This is a genomic window from Ruegeria sp. F5 (assembly GCF_056533845.1).
Genome location: NZ_JBQFOU010000002.1, coordinates 37,103 through 50,623, shown reverse-complemented (window position 1 = coordinate 50,623; position 13,521 = coordinate 37,103). Strand labels below are relative to the sequence as shown.

Genomic DNA, 13,521 nt, shown 5'->3' with positions numbered 1-13,521 from the left:
ACAATCCGGATTTTCGGCGTCCAGAGGGGAAAGGCGGGAATCGGGAAAAATTTCTTCGGGTCACGCGCAGCGTTTGAAAACGGTGGTCGCTGACAAGGAGCCGTCCGGAGCGACCTGGGATTTTCCTGTCAGATCAATAAGGTGGGCGAACACGTTACGCTCGGCAGCGGGCAATAGGGCAGCCGGGATGTCGGTATAGATGCGTTCGGCCAGCTGGCGCGCCGTGCCGGGGGCCTGTTCCAGCGCCGACAGGATTTGCGCCTCGCGCCCTAACCGGTGCTGAATCAGCCAGTCGAGGCGGCCTGTGGGGTCGGTGATCGGCGCGCCGTGCCCGGCGTGGAAGACCGACCAGTCCCGCGCCCGCAGTCGGTGGCAGGCGGCCATGAAATCGGTCAGGTCTCCGTCAGGGGGGGAAACCAGCGAACTGGCCCAGCCCATCACGTGATCTGCGGTGAAACAGGTGTCGCCCCAGGCCAAAGCGATGTGGTTGCCCAGATGGCCGGGGGTGTGGATGACCTCTAGCTGCCAGTCATCGCCTTCGATCACCTCTGAATCCGCGACCTCGATATCCGGGCGAAACGCGGTGTCGATGCCTTCGCCGCCACCGGCCAGACCGTTTTTGGCCAGCTGGGTCATGACATCGCTGCGCCCGGCCTCGGGCCCGCCAAAGGCCAGAATCGGAGCCCCTGTCTGCGCCGACAAGGGGCCAGCCAACGGAGAATGATCCAGATGGCTGTGCGTGACGAAGATGTGGCTGATCCTTTGCCCCGGCTGCAGCGCGCCCAGAATCGCCTGCAGATGCGCGTCGTTCAGCGGGCCGGGGTCGATCACGGCCAGGTCTCGCTGCCCCAAAAGATAGGTATTGGTCCCGCGATAGGTCATGGGCGAAGGGTTCGGAGCCAGAATGCGACGCAGCCCCGGCTGCAATTCAATTGCTTGACCGGGGGCTGGGTTGAAATCGTCAGGGGCCTGCATTCTTGTCCTCTTCCTCTAGCCGGGGCAGCCCGTTAGGTTTAGCCTATGTCGTCGCACTGGCTCAAACCCTATATGCCGCGCAGCCTGTACGCCCGGGCCGCATTGATCCTGGTTCTTCCGGTGATCGTGCTGTTGCTGGTCGTCGGAAATGCGTTCCTTCAACGGCATTTAGAGGATGTCACGGCGCAGATGGTCCGCGCGACCGTGCGCGAGGTCGATCTGATCACAAGCGCAATGGCCGACGTGGAAACGCAGCAGCAGGCGCTTGCAGCCGTGCGCCCGGATCTGGCTGCGTTGGAAATGAAGGTTCGCTTTCTGGGGCTCAACGAAGTGCCGGATATCGGCAAACGGCGGTGGTACGATTTCATCGCCCCTCAGGTCGAGGCTGACTTGCACGCCCAATTGCCAAGCCTGCAAGCGGTTGCCCTGCCAAGCGGTGCAGATGTCCGGTTGTACATCCGGACACATCTGGGCCTGCTCGAACTGACCTTTGACAGACGGCGCCTGTCGCCCACGGCCCCGCACCAGTTGATGGTCACGATGGTGTTTTTTGCCGTCGTCATGACCTCGATCTCATTTCTTTACATGCGCAATCAGTTGCGCCCGATCACGCGTCTGGCCAACGCGGCGCAGGCGTTTGGCCGCGGGCGCGTTGTGCCCTACACCCCCGGCGGCGCGATCGAGGTGCGAGCCGCCGGTAATGCGTTTCTGGACATGCGCGCCCGGATCGAACGGCAGATGGAGCAGCGCACGCTGATGCTGTCCGGCGTCAGCCATGATCTGCGCACCCCTCTGACGCGCCTGAAACTTGGCCTGTCCATGCTGCCCGAGGACGAAGCCGCCCCGCTGCAGCAGGATGTCACGGAAATGCAGTCGCTTCTGGATGCGTTTCTGGAGTTTTCCCGAGGGGCTGCCGAAGGTGCCCCCGAGGAAATCGACCCGGAAGCCTTCCTGCGCCAGATTGTCGGTGACGCACAGCGGGCCGGATATGTGGCCGAGTTGATCAGTGTCGAGGGCGAGGGCACCGCAACCTTTCGCCCCACGGCCATCCGTCGCGCTGTTGAAAACCTGATCGGAAACGCGGTCCGGTATGGCAGCAAGGCGGATGTCAGCCTGACGCTCAGCGCCAAATCCATTCGCATTCGGGTCGAAGACGATGGCCCCGGTATCCCGCCCGAGCAACGCACCGAAGCCGTCAAACCCTTTACCCGGCTGGACCCGGCCCGCAATCAGAACCAGGGTAGCGGCGTGGGCCTTGGGCTGGCCATCGTCGCCGACATCGCCCGCGCCCACGGCGGAACACTGCGCCTTGCTGAAAGCGAACGGCTGGGCGGCTTGTGCGCGGATATCGTGATTGGGCGGTAGGCCCTATTGTGAACAGGCGTCGCCCCCAACAAAAATGGCGTCGAATTCGCATTGGAGGCTCATCATAAGAATAACAAACGTCAGCAGCACCAAGGTGACGGCGAAGCAGACATTGCCCAGAAAGACATTGATCTGAATTTTTTTCATGGGCCCCTGATTTCGGTTCTCGCGAAACGCGGAGCTGTGACAAATATAAGCAACCAAAGCAAAAATCATCGCCAGAAAGAAAAAGGCAATCGAAAGCAACAGCCAGAATTCATCTGCGTATCCGTGGCCGAATTTTTTGGCCAAAAGCAACATCCCCAGCCAGAGTTGCAATCCGGCAACCAAAAACCAAAGAAGAAGAAGGAACTTGGCGACTAAAAAGCCGAACCGTCGCGCCGAATAACTTGCAGCCGCACCGACCAGGGCAAATATCAGCGCGATGAAGGCCGCCCCGCCATAGAGCATTGCCCCAAATGCGGTGTGTCCGGCGCGGTACATATGCAGGGAAACATCCTCTGACTGCAACGGGCTGCCATCCGACTGGGATAGAAAGCCGAGACTTACGATCATCAATATCGTCAAGACGCCGGCAAACGGCACTGCCAACAGGAAAATGCGGTTCAGAAGCGTCACAAGTCCCAGAGTGATGACATCCTTGCGCTGCGCCCCTATCCGGCTGCGCAAGGTGGCCTCTAACGCGTCAATGCTGTGACCTTCGCCAGCCTCCAGATCCTCGGAACGCAGGTTGTGGGTCTCGAATTCGCTGAATGGCTCAATGACTTCGTCGCTGTCAATCGCGATCGGTATCAGCTTGTTCTCAAAATAGGCGAGGCCGGATTCGGCGATTTGCCAGGGCGAGGGCTTATCCGGAAAGATGGCAAGCATCAGGTGCGCGTCCAGAACGGATCGTCTGATCTCTTCACGGAACTTTCGGCCCGCGGTGATCTGTTCGCTCATCCAGACCGACAGGCCCCGGGCATCCAGTATGTCGCGCAAAATGTGCGCGGCTTTCTCGGTTTCCTTGCTCCAGGCAATGAAGACCACCGCTTTCGGCGAGAAATAGCTATTCGCAGCAGTCTTATCAGTTCCCGTCATTTCGGCACCCTCACAGAAAACCGCTCGGCCCGGTTGTCACCCGCGCGCTGAACACATGGTTGTCCATCAGAATAGCGTATTTCGGTCTTTTTTGCCTGTATGGCGACGGGCGGTGCTTTCGGGCAGGGAAACGCGGCTCATAACGCAGTCCGACCAACGACAGGGCGATCTTATTATGTAACAAAATCAGTGATATGGCGGATATTCTGGTAGGCCCGGAGGGACTCGAACCCCCAACCAAAGCGTTATGAGCGCTCTGCTCTAACCAATTGAGCTACAGGCCCGCCTGAGCGCCTTGGGTATCACGGTGAACGCCCGCGTCAAGCCTGACCGTTGCAACATGTTGCACAATCGACTAACCCGCCCGCAAAGCATTCATGAGGGATTGGCCATGACAGCGGGCAAGAACGGAATCACCTATGCCGATGCGGGCGTGGATATCGATGCAGGCAACGCGTTGGTCGACCGGATCAAGCCCGCCGCCAAACGCACCAACCGGCCCGGAGTCATGAGCGGTCTGGGTGGTTTCGGGGCGCTGTTTGACCTTAAAGCGGCAGGGTATAACGATCCGATCCTTGTGGGCGCGACCGATGGCGTTGGCACCAAGCTGCGGATCGCGATTGATACCGGCGTGGTGGATGGCGTTGGGATCGACCTGGTGGCGATGTGCGTGAATGACCTGATCTGTCAGGGGGCTGAACCGCTTTTCTTCCTCGACTATTTCGCAACCGGCAAGCTGGACACCGACACCGCTGCGCGGATCATCGAAGGGATTGCCGAAGGGTGCGCGCAGTCTGGGTGCGCCCTGATCGGCGGTGAAACGGCTGAAATGCCGGGCATGTATCCCGATGGTGATTTCGATCTGGCCGGGTTCTCGGTCGGGGCGATGGAACGGGGCGGCGACCTGCCGGACGGCGTTCAGGCGGGCGATGTGCTGCTGGGTCTGGCGTCGAACGGGGTGCACTCGAACGGATACTCACTGGTGCGCAAGCTGGTCGAGATGTCGGGCCTGAACTGGGATGACGCCTCGCCCTTTGGCGAGCGGTCGCTGGGTGAGGCGCTGCTGACGCCGACGCGCCTGTATGTAAAGCCAGCCCTGGCTGCGATCCGGGCAGGGGGCGTACATGCGCTGGCCCATATCACCGGTGGCGGCCTGACCGAAAACCTGCCACGTGTTTTGCCCGAAGGGCTGGGGGCGGAGATTGACCTGAATGCTTGGGAATTGCCGCCGGTCTTTGGCTGGATGGCAAAGACAGGCGGGATTGCCGAGGCCGAGATGCTCAAGACCTTTAATTGCGGCATCGGCATGATTGTCGTCTGCGCCGGGGATCGGGCCGACGAACTGGCGGAACTGCTGTCCGAGGCGGGCGAAACCGTCTCGCGCATCGGGGCCGTGACGGACAACCCCGGCGTCGCCTATTCGGGCAAGCTGTTGTGAGCCAAAAGCGCGTTGCGATCCTGATCTCGGGTGGTGGGTCAAACATGGTGTCGCTGGTCGACAGCATGGTGGGCGACCACCCGGCGCGGCCCTGTCTGGTGCTGTCGAATGACGCACAGGCCGGGGGGCTGAAGAAGGCGGCGGATCGGGGCATCGCGACGGCAGCCGTGGATCACCGCCCCTACAAGGGCGACCGTGCGGCGTTCGAAGTTGAACTGTTGAAACCGTTGCACGCGGCGCAGCCTGATATCGTCTGTCTGGCCGGGTTCATGCGGGTTCTGACGGGCGATTTCGTCCGGCAGTTTCAGGGGCGGATGCTGAATATTCACCCCTCGCTGTTGCCAAAATACAAGGGGCTGCACACCCATGCCCGCGCCATCGAGGCCGGCGACGCAGAACATGGCTGCACCGTGCACGAGGTGACAGCAGCGCTGGATGACGGCCCAATTCTGGGTCAGGCCCGTGTAAAAATTGAACCCGCAGACACACCCGATGCCTTGGCCGCGCGCGTTCTGGTCTGGGAGCACAAGCTTTACCCTGCCGTGTTGCGGCGGTTCGCGGTCGGAGACAAGTCGCCGGTTCTGCTGCCCTGATCGCCCGAGGGTGATTTACACTTGGCCGCTATTCGTCCTATGGTCGCGCCTACCGCTCGGCACGAGGAAAAATCGGGCAAACACCAAGAACAAAAGCAAGACTAGTACGGCGCATGAAAACCCTGACGACGACGCAAGAGCTGGCCGATTTCTGCAAGGCCGCGGCGGACCATCCCTATGTCACTGTAGATACCGAGTTCCTGCGCGAACGCACCTATTACTCGAAGCTCTGTCTGGTGCAACTCGCCATTCCGTCCGGGGCCGAAGACAACGCGGTTCTTGTTGATCCTCTGGCCGATGGGCTGTCGCTGGACCCGCTTTACGATCTGTTCCGGGATGAAAGCGTGGTCAAAGTGTTCCACGCCGCCCGGCAGGATCTTGAGATTTTCTGGGTCGAGGCGGGCGTATTCCCCAAGCCACTGTTCGACACGCAGGTCGCCGCAATGGTCTGCGGATTTGGCGAACAGGTCGGGTACGAGACGCTGGTGCGCAAGATCTGCAAGCAGGGGGTAGACAAGACTTCACGCTTTACCGACTGGTCGCGGCGCCCGCTGACCGAGGCGCAGAAAACCTATGCGCTGGCGGATGTGACTCATCTGCGGAAAATCTACGAAAATCTGGCGGCGGAACTGGAAAAGACACATCGCAGTCACTGGGTGGCCGAGGAACTGCATATCCTGACCCAGTCAGGCACCTATGACATCCGGCCCGCAGATGCGTGGAAACGGATCAAAACCCGGACAAACTCGGCCAAGTTTCTGGCGGTTGTGCGCGAACTGGCACATTTCCGCGAGGCTTATGCGCAGCAAAACAACGTGCCCCGCAACCGGGTGTTCAAGGACGATGCGCTGATCGAGCTGGCCTCGACCAAGCCCAAATCGCAATCCGACCTCGGCGGGTCCCGCCTGTTGCTGCGCGAGGCGCGCAAGGGCGCGATTGCCGATGGCATTCTGGCAGCGGTCAAGAAAGGCGTGAACTGTCCGGCCGATGATCTGCCCCGGATCGACAACAGCCGCGACAAGCTGAAGGTCAATCCGGCGCTGGCGGATTTGCTTCGGGTTCTGCTCAAGTCAAAAACCGAAAGTTCGGGCGTGGCGGCCAAGCTGATCGCCACCAGCGCCGAACTGGATCAGATCGCCGCAGGCGAGCGCGAGGTTCCGGCCATGTCCGGATGGCGGTTCGAGGTGTTCGGCGAGGACGCGCTGAAACTTTGCGAGGGCAAGATCGCGCTGGCGGCAAAAGGGCAGGCGGTCAAGGTCGTAGCACTTTAGCGCCGCCGCGATTCCAACGCGTTTTGCTGGCCGACGACGCGAACCAGTCGAATGCTCTCCAGTTCCTGCCTCGAGACGTTGATTGCGTCCGACACCATGCGCGTCCGCTCGGACCCCTGCACCGTCTGGTAGTTGGGGTAGTTCACACGGAACGTGTATTCCAGAACGCCATTCTTCTGGTTTTCTTCCGAATCCACCCGAACCAGCCGTGCATCGTATGCCCCCTGGCGCTGTGCGGTGCCCGAGACATAGACGATAGCGCCAGTGGGTGTCGGGTCGATGCGCAGCTCGTCAATCTTGGCGATCGGAACGCTTGTGTCTTCTGCATCAGGTCGCGCAAACAGACCGCCGCCGTCGTTTTGTTGGGGCACAAGCAGGTTCGGGTCATCTGCAGAGAGTTCGGCCGGGGCGGATGTGCTGGAGCCGAACCAGTTTGACGGGTTTACCCGCGACTCGCGCCAGCTGCTGCAGGCAGACAGGGTCAACATAGCGATAACGAGAACAGAAACAGATTTTTGCATGGACCCACGGTTCTTGGCAGTAATTCAGGCAATGGGTTAGCGCAAATTCCGCGCCTTGAAAACCCACGCCGGGGGCTGGACAGGGGCCGATCCTAGGCATAGGTCACAAATTGTGAACGAAACGGAAGGACAGCCGCATCATGGCAACGCCCGCCTTTGAAGACATCGTCGAGGACTTCGAGTTTCTGGAGGACTGGGAAGACCGGTACCGCCACGTGATCGAGCAGGGCAAAGCGATGGAGCCGCTGGACGACGCCTTCAAAGTGCCCGCAACCAAAGTGCATGGCTGTGCCAGTCAGGTCTGGCTGCATCCAATGATCGAAGCTGGCAAGTTCCGCTTTGACGGCGACAGCGACGCGTTGATCGTGCGGGGGCTGATCGCTGTCCTGCGGTCGCTTTACAACGGCCTGCCCGTGGCCGAGGTGCCAAAGGTCGATGCCGGCGGCGAACTGGCGCGGCTGGGGTTGAACGACCATCTGTCCGCGCAGCGGTCCAACGGGTTGCGCGCCATGATCGAACGCATCCGAGAGGTGGCGCAGGAAAACGCCTGATCCTACTCGGGTCAGTCCCGGGGGGCGCGCGTCGCCCAGTCCGACAGCGTCGTCTCAAGATCGCCATACCCGGTCAGGCGGCGTTCAAAATCCAGACCCATCCGATCTGCAATGTCGCGCGCCCGCGCGGTCAGGTCCGGGTCGTCGATCTGGGCCTGATAGACCACTTTGGTGTAATTGCCGAAATACATGTCGCGCAGCTCGGGGTGCCGGTCCAGGCCCATCGGCTTCCAGACAAACGCATCGAACTGCCGGGCCAGAAAATCAGTCAGGTAGAAGGCTGTGATTTCGTCTTCTCCACGGTCCGCGAACGCCTCGTTGCCCTCGAAGAAGGAATAGCAGTGCGGGCCCTTGACCATCTCGACGCCCAGACGTTCGCACGCGCTTTGCAGCAGGCCGCCGGTGCCGCAATCGGCGTAGACGACGAAAATCTGATCGTACTGGTCGCGGTGCTTTTCGACGGCCTCTTCCACGGCCTGCGTGATCTTTTCGGGGTGGATATGCAGGATCGCCGGAAGGCAGGTCAGCGCCATGTGATCCCAGCCGTTGCGCTTTTTGATATCCAGAATCTCACGCGCCAGAGCGCCACAGGCCAGCAACAGGATCTGGCCGTTCTTACCCTGCTCCTCATAGCCTTTGGTTGTCAGGCTGGCATCATCCGGCAAGTGGTCCTGTGGCATTCCGATGGTCCCTTTCAGACGCGGGGCGTGGTCAGCAACCGGGGGAAACAAAAAAAAGGCCGCCCAGTGCTGGGCGGCCTTAAAACGACATTTCCGCGTCGTCAGCCCGCCAGTTGGTTGTGCTTGCGCGAGACGAACTCTTTCGCCGTTTCCACCGCCACGGCAGCATCCCGGCAATACCCGTCGGCGCCGATGGCCTTGCCGAACTCTTCGTTCAGCGGTGCGCCGCCGACCAGTACGATATAATCATCGCGAATGCCCTGTTCGACCATCGTGTCGATCACGACTTTCATGTAAGGCATGGTGGTGGTCAGCAGCGCGGACATGCCCAGAATATCGGGCTGTTCGGCTTCCAGCGCTTCCAGATAGTTTTCGACCGGGTTGTTGATGCCCAGATCGACAACCTCGAAACCCGCGCCTTCCATCATCATCGACACAAGGTTCTTGCCGATGTCGTGGATGTCGCCTTTGACGGTTCCAATCACCATCTTGCCGACGCGTGGCGCGCCGGTTTCCGCCAGCAGAGGCTTGAGGATCGCCATGCCGCCCTTCATCGCGTTGGCGGCCAGCAGAACCTCGGGCACGAACAGGATGCCGTCGCGGAAGTCATGGCCAACGATGGTCATGCCACCGACCAGCGCCTTGGTCAGAATGTCGTAGGGCATCCATCCGCGTTCCAGCAGGATGTTCACGCCTTCTTCGATCTCTTCTTTTAAGCCGTCATAAAGATCGTCGAACATCTGTTCGACAAGTTCTTCGTCATTCAGTTCGGACAGGACGATGTCTTCTTCTTCAGACATGGGCATTTCCCTGAGCTGTGCGGGCCATCAGCCCGTGGTGGCATTTTTTCCGTTTTGGCCAAAACGTCGCAGTCTGACTGTGACGATTGCGACCTCGGCGGTTTCGGGACCGACCTATACGTTACTTTATTTGCGTATTCGATAGAAACATATGCAAGATCATCCTGCATTTAGCTCAGGTTACTCCACCTTGCCGGGTAAATCGTTGCGGTTTGCATTGGGACTGTCGCAGGGTCCCCGGATGTCTGATGAAACCCTTGTGCCATAAGCCGATTTCTTTTACCAATGAGAAAGAACAAAAAGCGAACAAGTGAATGAAACACCAGCCCAATATCCGCGGTCGTGGCACGGCGTCGAATGATGCTGGCCGGTTCGAACGGTTTGCCACCGTCGCGGCGGATGACGGGTGGGATCTGGAGGACGATCTGCCGCCTCTCCGGACCGAGGTTCGGGATGAGGTCGCGCGCAGCCTGATCACCTATAACCGCTCGCCGGACCTGCCGTTTGACCGGTCGATCAACCCGTATCGCGGGTGCGAGCACGGGTGTGTCTACTGTTTTGCCCGTCCAAGCCACGCCTATCTGGGGCTGTCTGCCGGTCTGGATTTTGAAACCCGCCTGATCGCACGACCAAATGCTGCTGATATCCTGCGCCGGGAACTGTCCTCCAGGACCTATCGCGTCGCGCCCATCGCGCTTGGGACGAACACGGACCCGTATCAGCCGATTGAGAAAACCCGTCTTATCACAAGGTCATGCCTTGAGGTTCTGCGTGACTTTAACCATCCCATCGCGATTGTGACCAAGGGCGCACTGATCGAACGGGACCTTGATATTCTCGCCGATATGGCCCCAAAGGGGCTGGCGCGGGTCGGGATATCGCTGACAACGCTGGATGCGGGTCTGTCCCGCCGGATGGAACCGCGCGCGCCGTCGCCGCAGCGCCGCCTGACCATGATCCGGCGATTGACCGGGGCAGGGGTTCCGGTCCGGGTCATGACCTCACCCATCGTTCCGGGGCTGACGGATCACGAGGTGGAAGATTTGCTGCAGGCTGGAAAAGACGCAGGCGCGGATGCCGCCAGTTGGATCATGCTGCGCCTTCCGCGTGAGGTGTCAGCGCTATGGCAGGAGTGGCTGGCGGCACACGAACCGGCGCGCGCGGACAAGGTCATGTCCCGGTTACGCGACATGCATGGCGGGCGGGATTACGACCCACGCTGGGGCCACAGGATGCGGGGTGAGGGCGAATATGCCGAGATGGTCGCCAAACGTTTCAAACTGGCGGTAAAACGTCTTGAGCTGGCCACGCAATCCGATCCGCTTCGGTGTGATCTGTTCGCGAAACCGCCGCAATCCGGCGATCAGCTTAGCTTGTTCTGACAAAAAACGCCCCGGAAATCCGGGGAGTTTGGGCACTTTTGCGATCAGCGGTTTTCGATATCCACGTAGTCGCGCAGCGTCTCGCCCAGATACAACTGGCGCGGACGGCCGATTTTGTTCTGCGGATCGGCGATCATCTCTTTCCACTGGCTGACCCAGCCGACGGTGCGTGACAGGGCGAAAATCGGGGTGAACATCGAGGTCGGGAAGCCCATCGCCTCGAGAATGATGCCTGAGTAGAAATCGACATTCGGGAACAGTTTTTTCTCGGCGAAATACGGATCTTCCAGCGCCTCGCGTTCCAGTTCCTTGGCGACCTGCAGTTTGGGGTTGTCTTCGATACCCAGCAGATCCAGCACTTCATCCGCCGATTGCTTCATCACCTTGGCGCGCGGGTCGAAGTTCTTGTACACGCGGTGGCCAAAGCCCATCAGGCGGAACGGATCGTTCTTGTCCTTGGCGCGGGCAATGTACTCCGGGATGCGGTCGACGCTGCCGATCTCTTCCAGCATTTCCAGACAGGCCTGGTTAGCACCGCCATGGGCCGGACCCCAAAGACAGGCGATGCCCGCGGCAATACAGGCAAACGGGTTGGCACCCGAGCTTGATGCCAGACGCACGGTCGAGGTCGAGGCGTTCTGCTCGTGATCCGCGTGCAGGGTAAAGATACGGTCCATCGCGCGGCTGAGGATCGGGTTGACCTCATATTCTTCGGCCGGAACGCTGAAGCACATGCGCAGGAAGTTCGACGCATAATCCAGATCGTTGCGCGGATACACGAAGGGCTGGCCGTTGTGGTATTTATAAGCCCAGGCCGCAATGGTGGGCATCTTGGCGATCAGGCGGTGCGAGGCAATCTCGCGCTGGCGCGGATCGTGAATATCGGTCGAGTCGTGATAGAAGGCCGACATTGCGCCAACGACACCCACCATGATCGCCATCGGGTGCGCATCGCGGCGGAACCCGCGATAGAAATACTGCATCTGCTCGTGCAGCATGGTGTGGCGCGTGATGGTGGTTTCGAACTTTTCCAGGTCCTTCGCGACCGGCAGCTCTCCGTACAGCAGCAGATAGCATACTTCGAGGAAGTGGGATTTTTCGGCCAGCTGATCGATGGGATAGCCACGATGCAGCAGTTCCCCTTTTTCGCCGTCGATATAGGTGATGGTGCTGTCGCAGCTTGCGGTCGAGGTAAAGCCGGGGTCGTAGGTAAACACACCCGCATCGCTGTACAGCTTGCGAATGTCGACAACGTCAGGGCCAGCGGTCGGTGAGTGGACCGGCAACTCATACTCTTTGCCATGAACAGTCAGAGTCGCTGTTTTGTTGCTATCAGTCATGGTTGTCCCTTCTTCATTCATGCGCAGATCGGATCGCTGTCCGACCTTGCGGGCAACGGCTGCGCGTTGACGCGCAGTCCGGGTGTTATTGGAGCAGCGTTACCCGATTATGAAGATTGGGTTTATTTCGCTGCGTCAGAAAGACGGGCCAGGGTTTCGTCCCGACCCAGTACTAGCATCATGTCAAACACCGAAGGAGTGACCGCTCGTCCCGCAAGCACGGCCCTGAGCGGCCCCGCAAGCTTACCGAACTTAAGCCCCCTTGCCTCGGCAAAGGAATTCAGGGCCTCCTCCAGTTCGTTCCGTGACCAGCTAACATTTTGCAACTGCGGCGTCAATTCTTCCAGTATACCGTCGGATACTGAACCAAGGGCTTTCGCCGCCTTGTCATCCGGGGCAATCGGGCGTTCTGTCAGTGCAAAATGAGCCTTTTCAAGCAGTTCCGGGAACGTCCGCGCACGGTCCTTGAGGCAATACATCGCACGTTCAAGATCACCCGATTGTGTCTGGGTGAGGGGCGGCAGGTCTGCCGCCGCCAGATAGCCTTCGATTTCTTGCCGCAATGCGGCATCGTCCGAAATCGCGATATGCTGACCGCACAGGTTTTCCAGCTTTTTCAGGTCGAAACGCGCCGGGCTTTTGCCGATTCCGCCCAGATCGAACCACTCTTTGGCCTGCGCGTCAGTGAAGAACTCATCGTCTCCGTGGCTCCAGCCCAGACGGGCCAGATAGTTGCGCATACCGGCGGCGGGATAGCCCATGGCCTGATATTCCTGCGCGCCAAGTGCCCCGTGACGTTTGGACAGCTTCTTGCCATCGGGCCCGTGAATCAGCGGGATATGCGCCCAGACGGGGACGTTCCAGCCCATCGCTTCATAGATCATCATCTGACGTGCAGCGTTGTTCAGGTGGTCGTCGCCGCGGATCACATGGGTCACGCCCATATCGTGGTCGTCCACCACTACCGCCAGCATATACACCGGCGTTCCGTCCGAGCGCAGCAGGATCATGTCGTCCAGCTGGTCGTTACGGATGGTCACATCCCCCTGCACCTGATCGCGGATCACGGTCGTCCCGTCCTGCGGGGCCTTGATGCGAATGGCGAAGGGCGCATCGGGATGGGTCGAAGCATCCGCGTCGCGCCAGGGGCTGCGGAACAGGGTGGATTTGCCTTCGGCCCGCGCGTTTTCGCGGAACGCGGCGATTTCCTCTTGCGTTGCAAAGCACTTGTACGCCTTGCCCTCGGCCAGCAACTGATGCGCCACCTCGGCATGACGCGCGGCCCCTTCGAACTGAGAGATCACGTCGCCATCGTGATCCAGCCCCAGCCACGCCATGCCCTGAAGGATGGCGGCGGTGGCCTCGGGGGTCGAGCGTTCCCGGTCGGTATCTTCAATCCGCAGCAGGAACTTGCCGCCGCGCCCCCGTGCATACAGCCAGTTGAACAACGCAGTGCGCGCGCCGCCGATATGCAGAAAACCGGTGGGCGAGGGAGCAAAACGGGTGACGACCTGATCGGACATAT

At 60.2% G+C, this 13,521-nt stretch carries 13 protein-coding genes and 1 tRNA gene; 6 read left to right on the top strand and 8 right to left on the bottom strand.

Annotation, left to right across the window (positions count from 1 at the left end; genetic code table 11):
• Window positions 1–60: 60 nt before the first annotated feature.
• Entirely contained in the window at window positions 61–975 is a 915-nt protein-coding gene (locus ACR0K1_RS02600; protein ID WP_480848634.1) for an MBL fold metallo-hydrolase, read from the bottom strand.
• 45 nt (window positions 976–1,020) lie between these two features.
• Here ACR0K1_RS02600 and ACR0K1_RS02595 point away from each other — a divergent pair, with 45 nt between their 5' ends.
• Window positions 1,021–2,340: an ATP-binding protein gene (locus ACR0K1_RS02595; RefSeq protein WP_480614840.1), complete on the top strand. Its 1,320-nt coding sequence runs from the start codon at window positions 1,021–1,023 to the stop codon at window positions 2,338–2,340.
• 3 nt (window positions 2,341–2,343) lie between these two features.
• Here the strand turns inward: ACR0K1_RS02595 and ACR0K1_RS02590 are convergent, their stop codons facing one another.
• Together ACR0K1_RS02590 and ACR0K1_RS02585 are read right to left on the bottom strand one after the other, a co-directional pair.
• Window positions 2,344–3,420, bottom strand: a complete 1,077-nt coding sequence (locus ACR0K1_RS02590; RefSeq protein ID WP_480614843.1) for a toll/interleukin-1 receptor domain-containing protein — start codon at window positions 3,418–3,420, stop codon at window positions 2,344–2,346.
• 207 nt (window positions 3,421–3,627) lie between these two features.
• Window positions 3,628–3,704: transfer RNA gene (locus ACR0K1_RS02585), tRNA-Ile, on the bottom strand.
• A 107-nt stretch (window positions 3,705–3,811) separates the two neighbouring features.
• Here ACR0K1_RS02585 and purM point away from each other — a divergent pair.
• The 3 genes from purM to rnd all read left to right on the top strand — a co-directional run bounded on the left by purM (window position 3,812) and on the right by rnd (window position 6,722).
• Window positions 3,812–4,858: a phosphoribosylformylglycinamidine cyclo-ligase gene (gene purM, locus ACR0K1_RS02580; RefSeq protein ID WP_480614846.1), complete on the top strand. Its 1,047-nt coding sequence runs from the start codon at window positions 3,812–3,814 to the stop codon at window positions 4,856–4,858.
• Entirely contained in the window at window positions 4,855–5,451 is a 597-nt protein-coding gene (gene purN, locus ACR0K1_RS02575; RefSeq protein ID WP_480614849.1) for a phosphoribosylglycinamide formyltransferase, read from the top strand. The genes purM and purN overlap by 4 nt, the downstream gene beginning before the upstream one ends.
• Before the next feature lie 113 nt (window positions 5,452–5,564).
• Window positions 5,565–6,722 carry a ribonuclease D gene (gene rnd / locus ACR0K1_RS02570; RefSeq protein ID WP_480614852.1) on the top strand — a complete coding sequence of 386 codons (1,158 nt, stop codon included), beginning with the start codon at window positions 5,565–5,567 and terminating at the stop codon, window positions 6,720–6,722.
• On the opposite strand, the gene ACR0K1_RS02565 is transcribed toward rnd, so the two are convergent.
• A complete protein-coding gene (locus tag ACR0K1_RS02565) occupies window positions 6,719–7,210 on the bottom strand; it encodes a hypothetical protein (RefSeq protein WP_480614959.1) in 492 nt (163 codons plus the stop codon). The two genes, rnd and ACR0K1_RS02565, sit on opposite strands and share 4 nt — an antisense overlap.
• 173 nt (window positions 7,211–7,383) lie before the next feature.
• On the opposite strand from ACR0K1_RS02565, the gene ACR0K1_RS02560 reads away from it, so the two are divergent.
• Window positions 7,384–7,794, top strand: a complete 411-nt coding sequence (locus tag ACR0K1_RS02560) for a SufE family protein (RefSeq protein ID WP_480614855.1) — start codon at window positions 7,384–7,386, stop codon at window positions 7,792–7,794.
• An 11-nt stretch (window positions 7,795–7,805) separates the two neighbouring features.
• On the opposite strand, the gene ACR0K1_RS02555 is transcribed toward ACR0K1_RS02560, so the two are convergent.
• Both ACR0K1_RS02555 and ACR0K1_RS02550 read right to left on the bottom strand, forming a co-directional pair.
• A complete protein-coding gene (locus ACR0K1_RS02555) occupies window positions 7,806–8,474 on the bottom strand; it encodes a DUF1638 domain-containing protein (protein WP_480614858.1) in 669 nt (222 codons plus the stop codon).
• A 101-nt stretch (window positions 8,475–8,575) separates the two neighbouring features.
• A complete protein-coding gene (locus ACR0K1_RS02550) occupies window positions 8,576–9,274 on the bottom strand; it encodes a corrinoid protein (protein WP_480614861.1) in 699 nt (232 codons plus the stop codon).
• 314 nt (window positions 9,275–9,588) lie between these two features.
• Here ACR0K1_RS02550 and ACR0K1_RS02545 point away from each other — a divergent pair, with 314 nt between their 5' ends.
• Window positions 9,589–10,656, top strand: coding sequence for a PA0069 family radical SAM protein (locus ACR0K1_RS02545; RefSeq protein ID WP_480848630.1), 1,068 nt, complete (start codon window positions 9,589–9,591; stop codon window positions 10,654–10,656).
• A 44-nt stretch (window positions 10,657–10,700) separates the two neighbouring features.
• Here the strand turns inward: ACR0K1_RS02545 and gltA are convergent, their stop codons facing one another.
• A complete protein-coding gene (gene gltA / locus ACR0K1_RS02540) occupies window positions 10,701–11,996 on the bottom strand; it encodes a citrate synthase (protein WP_480614867.1) in 1,296 nt (431 codons plus the stop codon).
• 122 nt (window positions 11,997–12,118) lie between these two features.
• Complete coding sequence (gltX, locus tag ACR0K1_RS02535; protein ID WP_480614870.1) at window positions 12,119–13,519, bottom strand: glutamate--tRNA ligase; 1,401 nt, start codon at window positions 13,517–13,519, stop codon at window positions 12,119–12,121.
• Window positions 13,520–13,521 lie beyond the last annotated feature (2 nt).

Bases quoted from the DNA above. Each gene is read 5' to 3' on its own strand.
- ACR0K1_RS02600 (WP_480848634.1), bottom strand. From the start codon at position 975: ATGCAGGCCCCTGACGATTTCAACCCAGCCCCCGGTCAAGCAATTGAA.
- ACR0K1_RS02595 (WP_480614840.1), top strand. From the start codon at position 1,021: ATGTCGTCGCACTGGCTCAAACCCTATATGCCGCGCAGCCTGTACGCC.
- ACR0K1_RS02590 (WP_480614843.1), bottom strand. From the start codon at position 3,420: ATGACGGGAACTGATAAGACTGCTGCGAATAGCTATTTCTCGCCGAAA.
- purM (WP_480614846.1), top strand. From the start codon at position 3,812: ATGACAGCGGGCAAGAACGGAATCACCTATGCCGATGCGGGCGTGGAT.
- rnd (WP_480614852.1), top strand. From the start codon at position 5,565: ATGAAAACCCTGACGACGACGCAAGAGCTGGCCGATTTCTGCAAGGCC.
- ACR0K1_RS02565 (WP_480614959.1), bottom strand. From the start codon at position 7,210: ATGTTGACCCTGTCTGCCTGCAGCAGCTGGCGCGAGTCGCGGGTAAAC.
- ACR0K1_RS02560 (WP_480614855.1), top strand. From the start codon at position 7,384: ATGGCAACGCCCGCCTTTGAAGACATCGTCGAGGACTTCGAGTTTCTG.
- ACR0K1_RS02555 (WP_480614858.1), bottom strand. From the start codon at position 8,474: ATGCCACAGGACCACTTGCCGGATGATGCCAGCCTGACAACCAAAGGC.
- ACR0K1_RS02550 (WP_480614861.1), bottom strand. From the start codon at position 9,274: ATGTCTGAAGAAGAAGACATCGTCCTGTCCGAACTGAATGACGAAGAA.
- ACR0K1_RS02545 (WP_480848630.1), top strand. From the start codon at position 9,589: ATGAAACACCAGCCCAATATCCGCGGTCGTGGCACGGCGTCGAATGAT.
- gltA (WP_480614867.1), bottom strand. From the start codon at position 11,996: ATGACTGATAGCAACAAAACAGCGACTCTGACTGTTCATGGCAAAGAG.
- gltX (WP_480614870.1), bottom strand. From the start codon at position 13,519: ATGTCCGATCAGGTCGTCACCCGTTTTGCTCCCTCGCCCACCGGTTTT.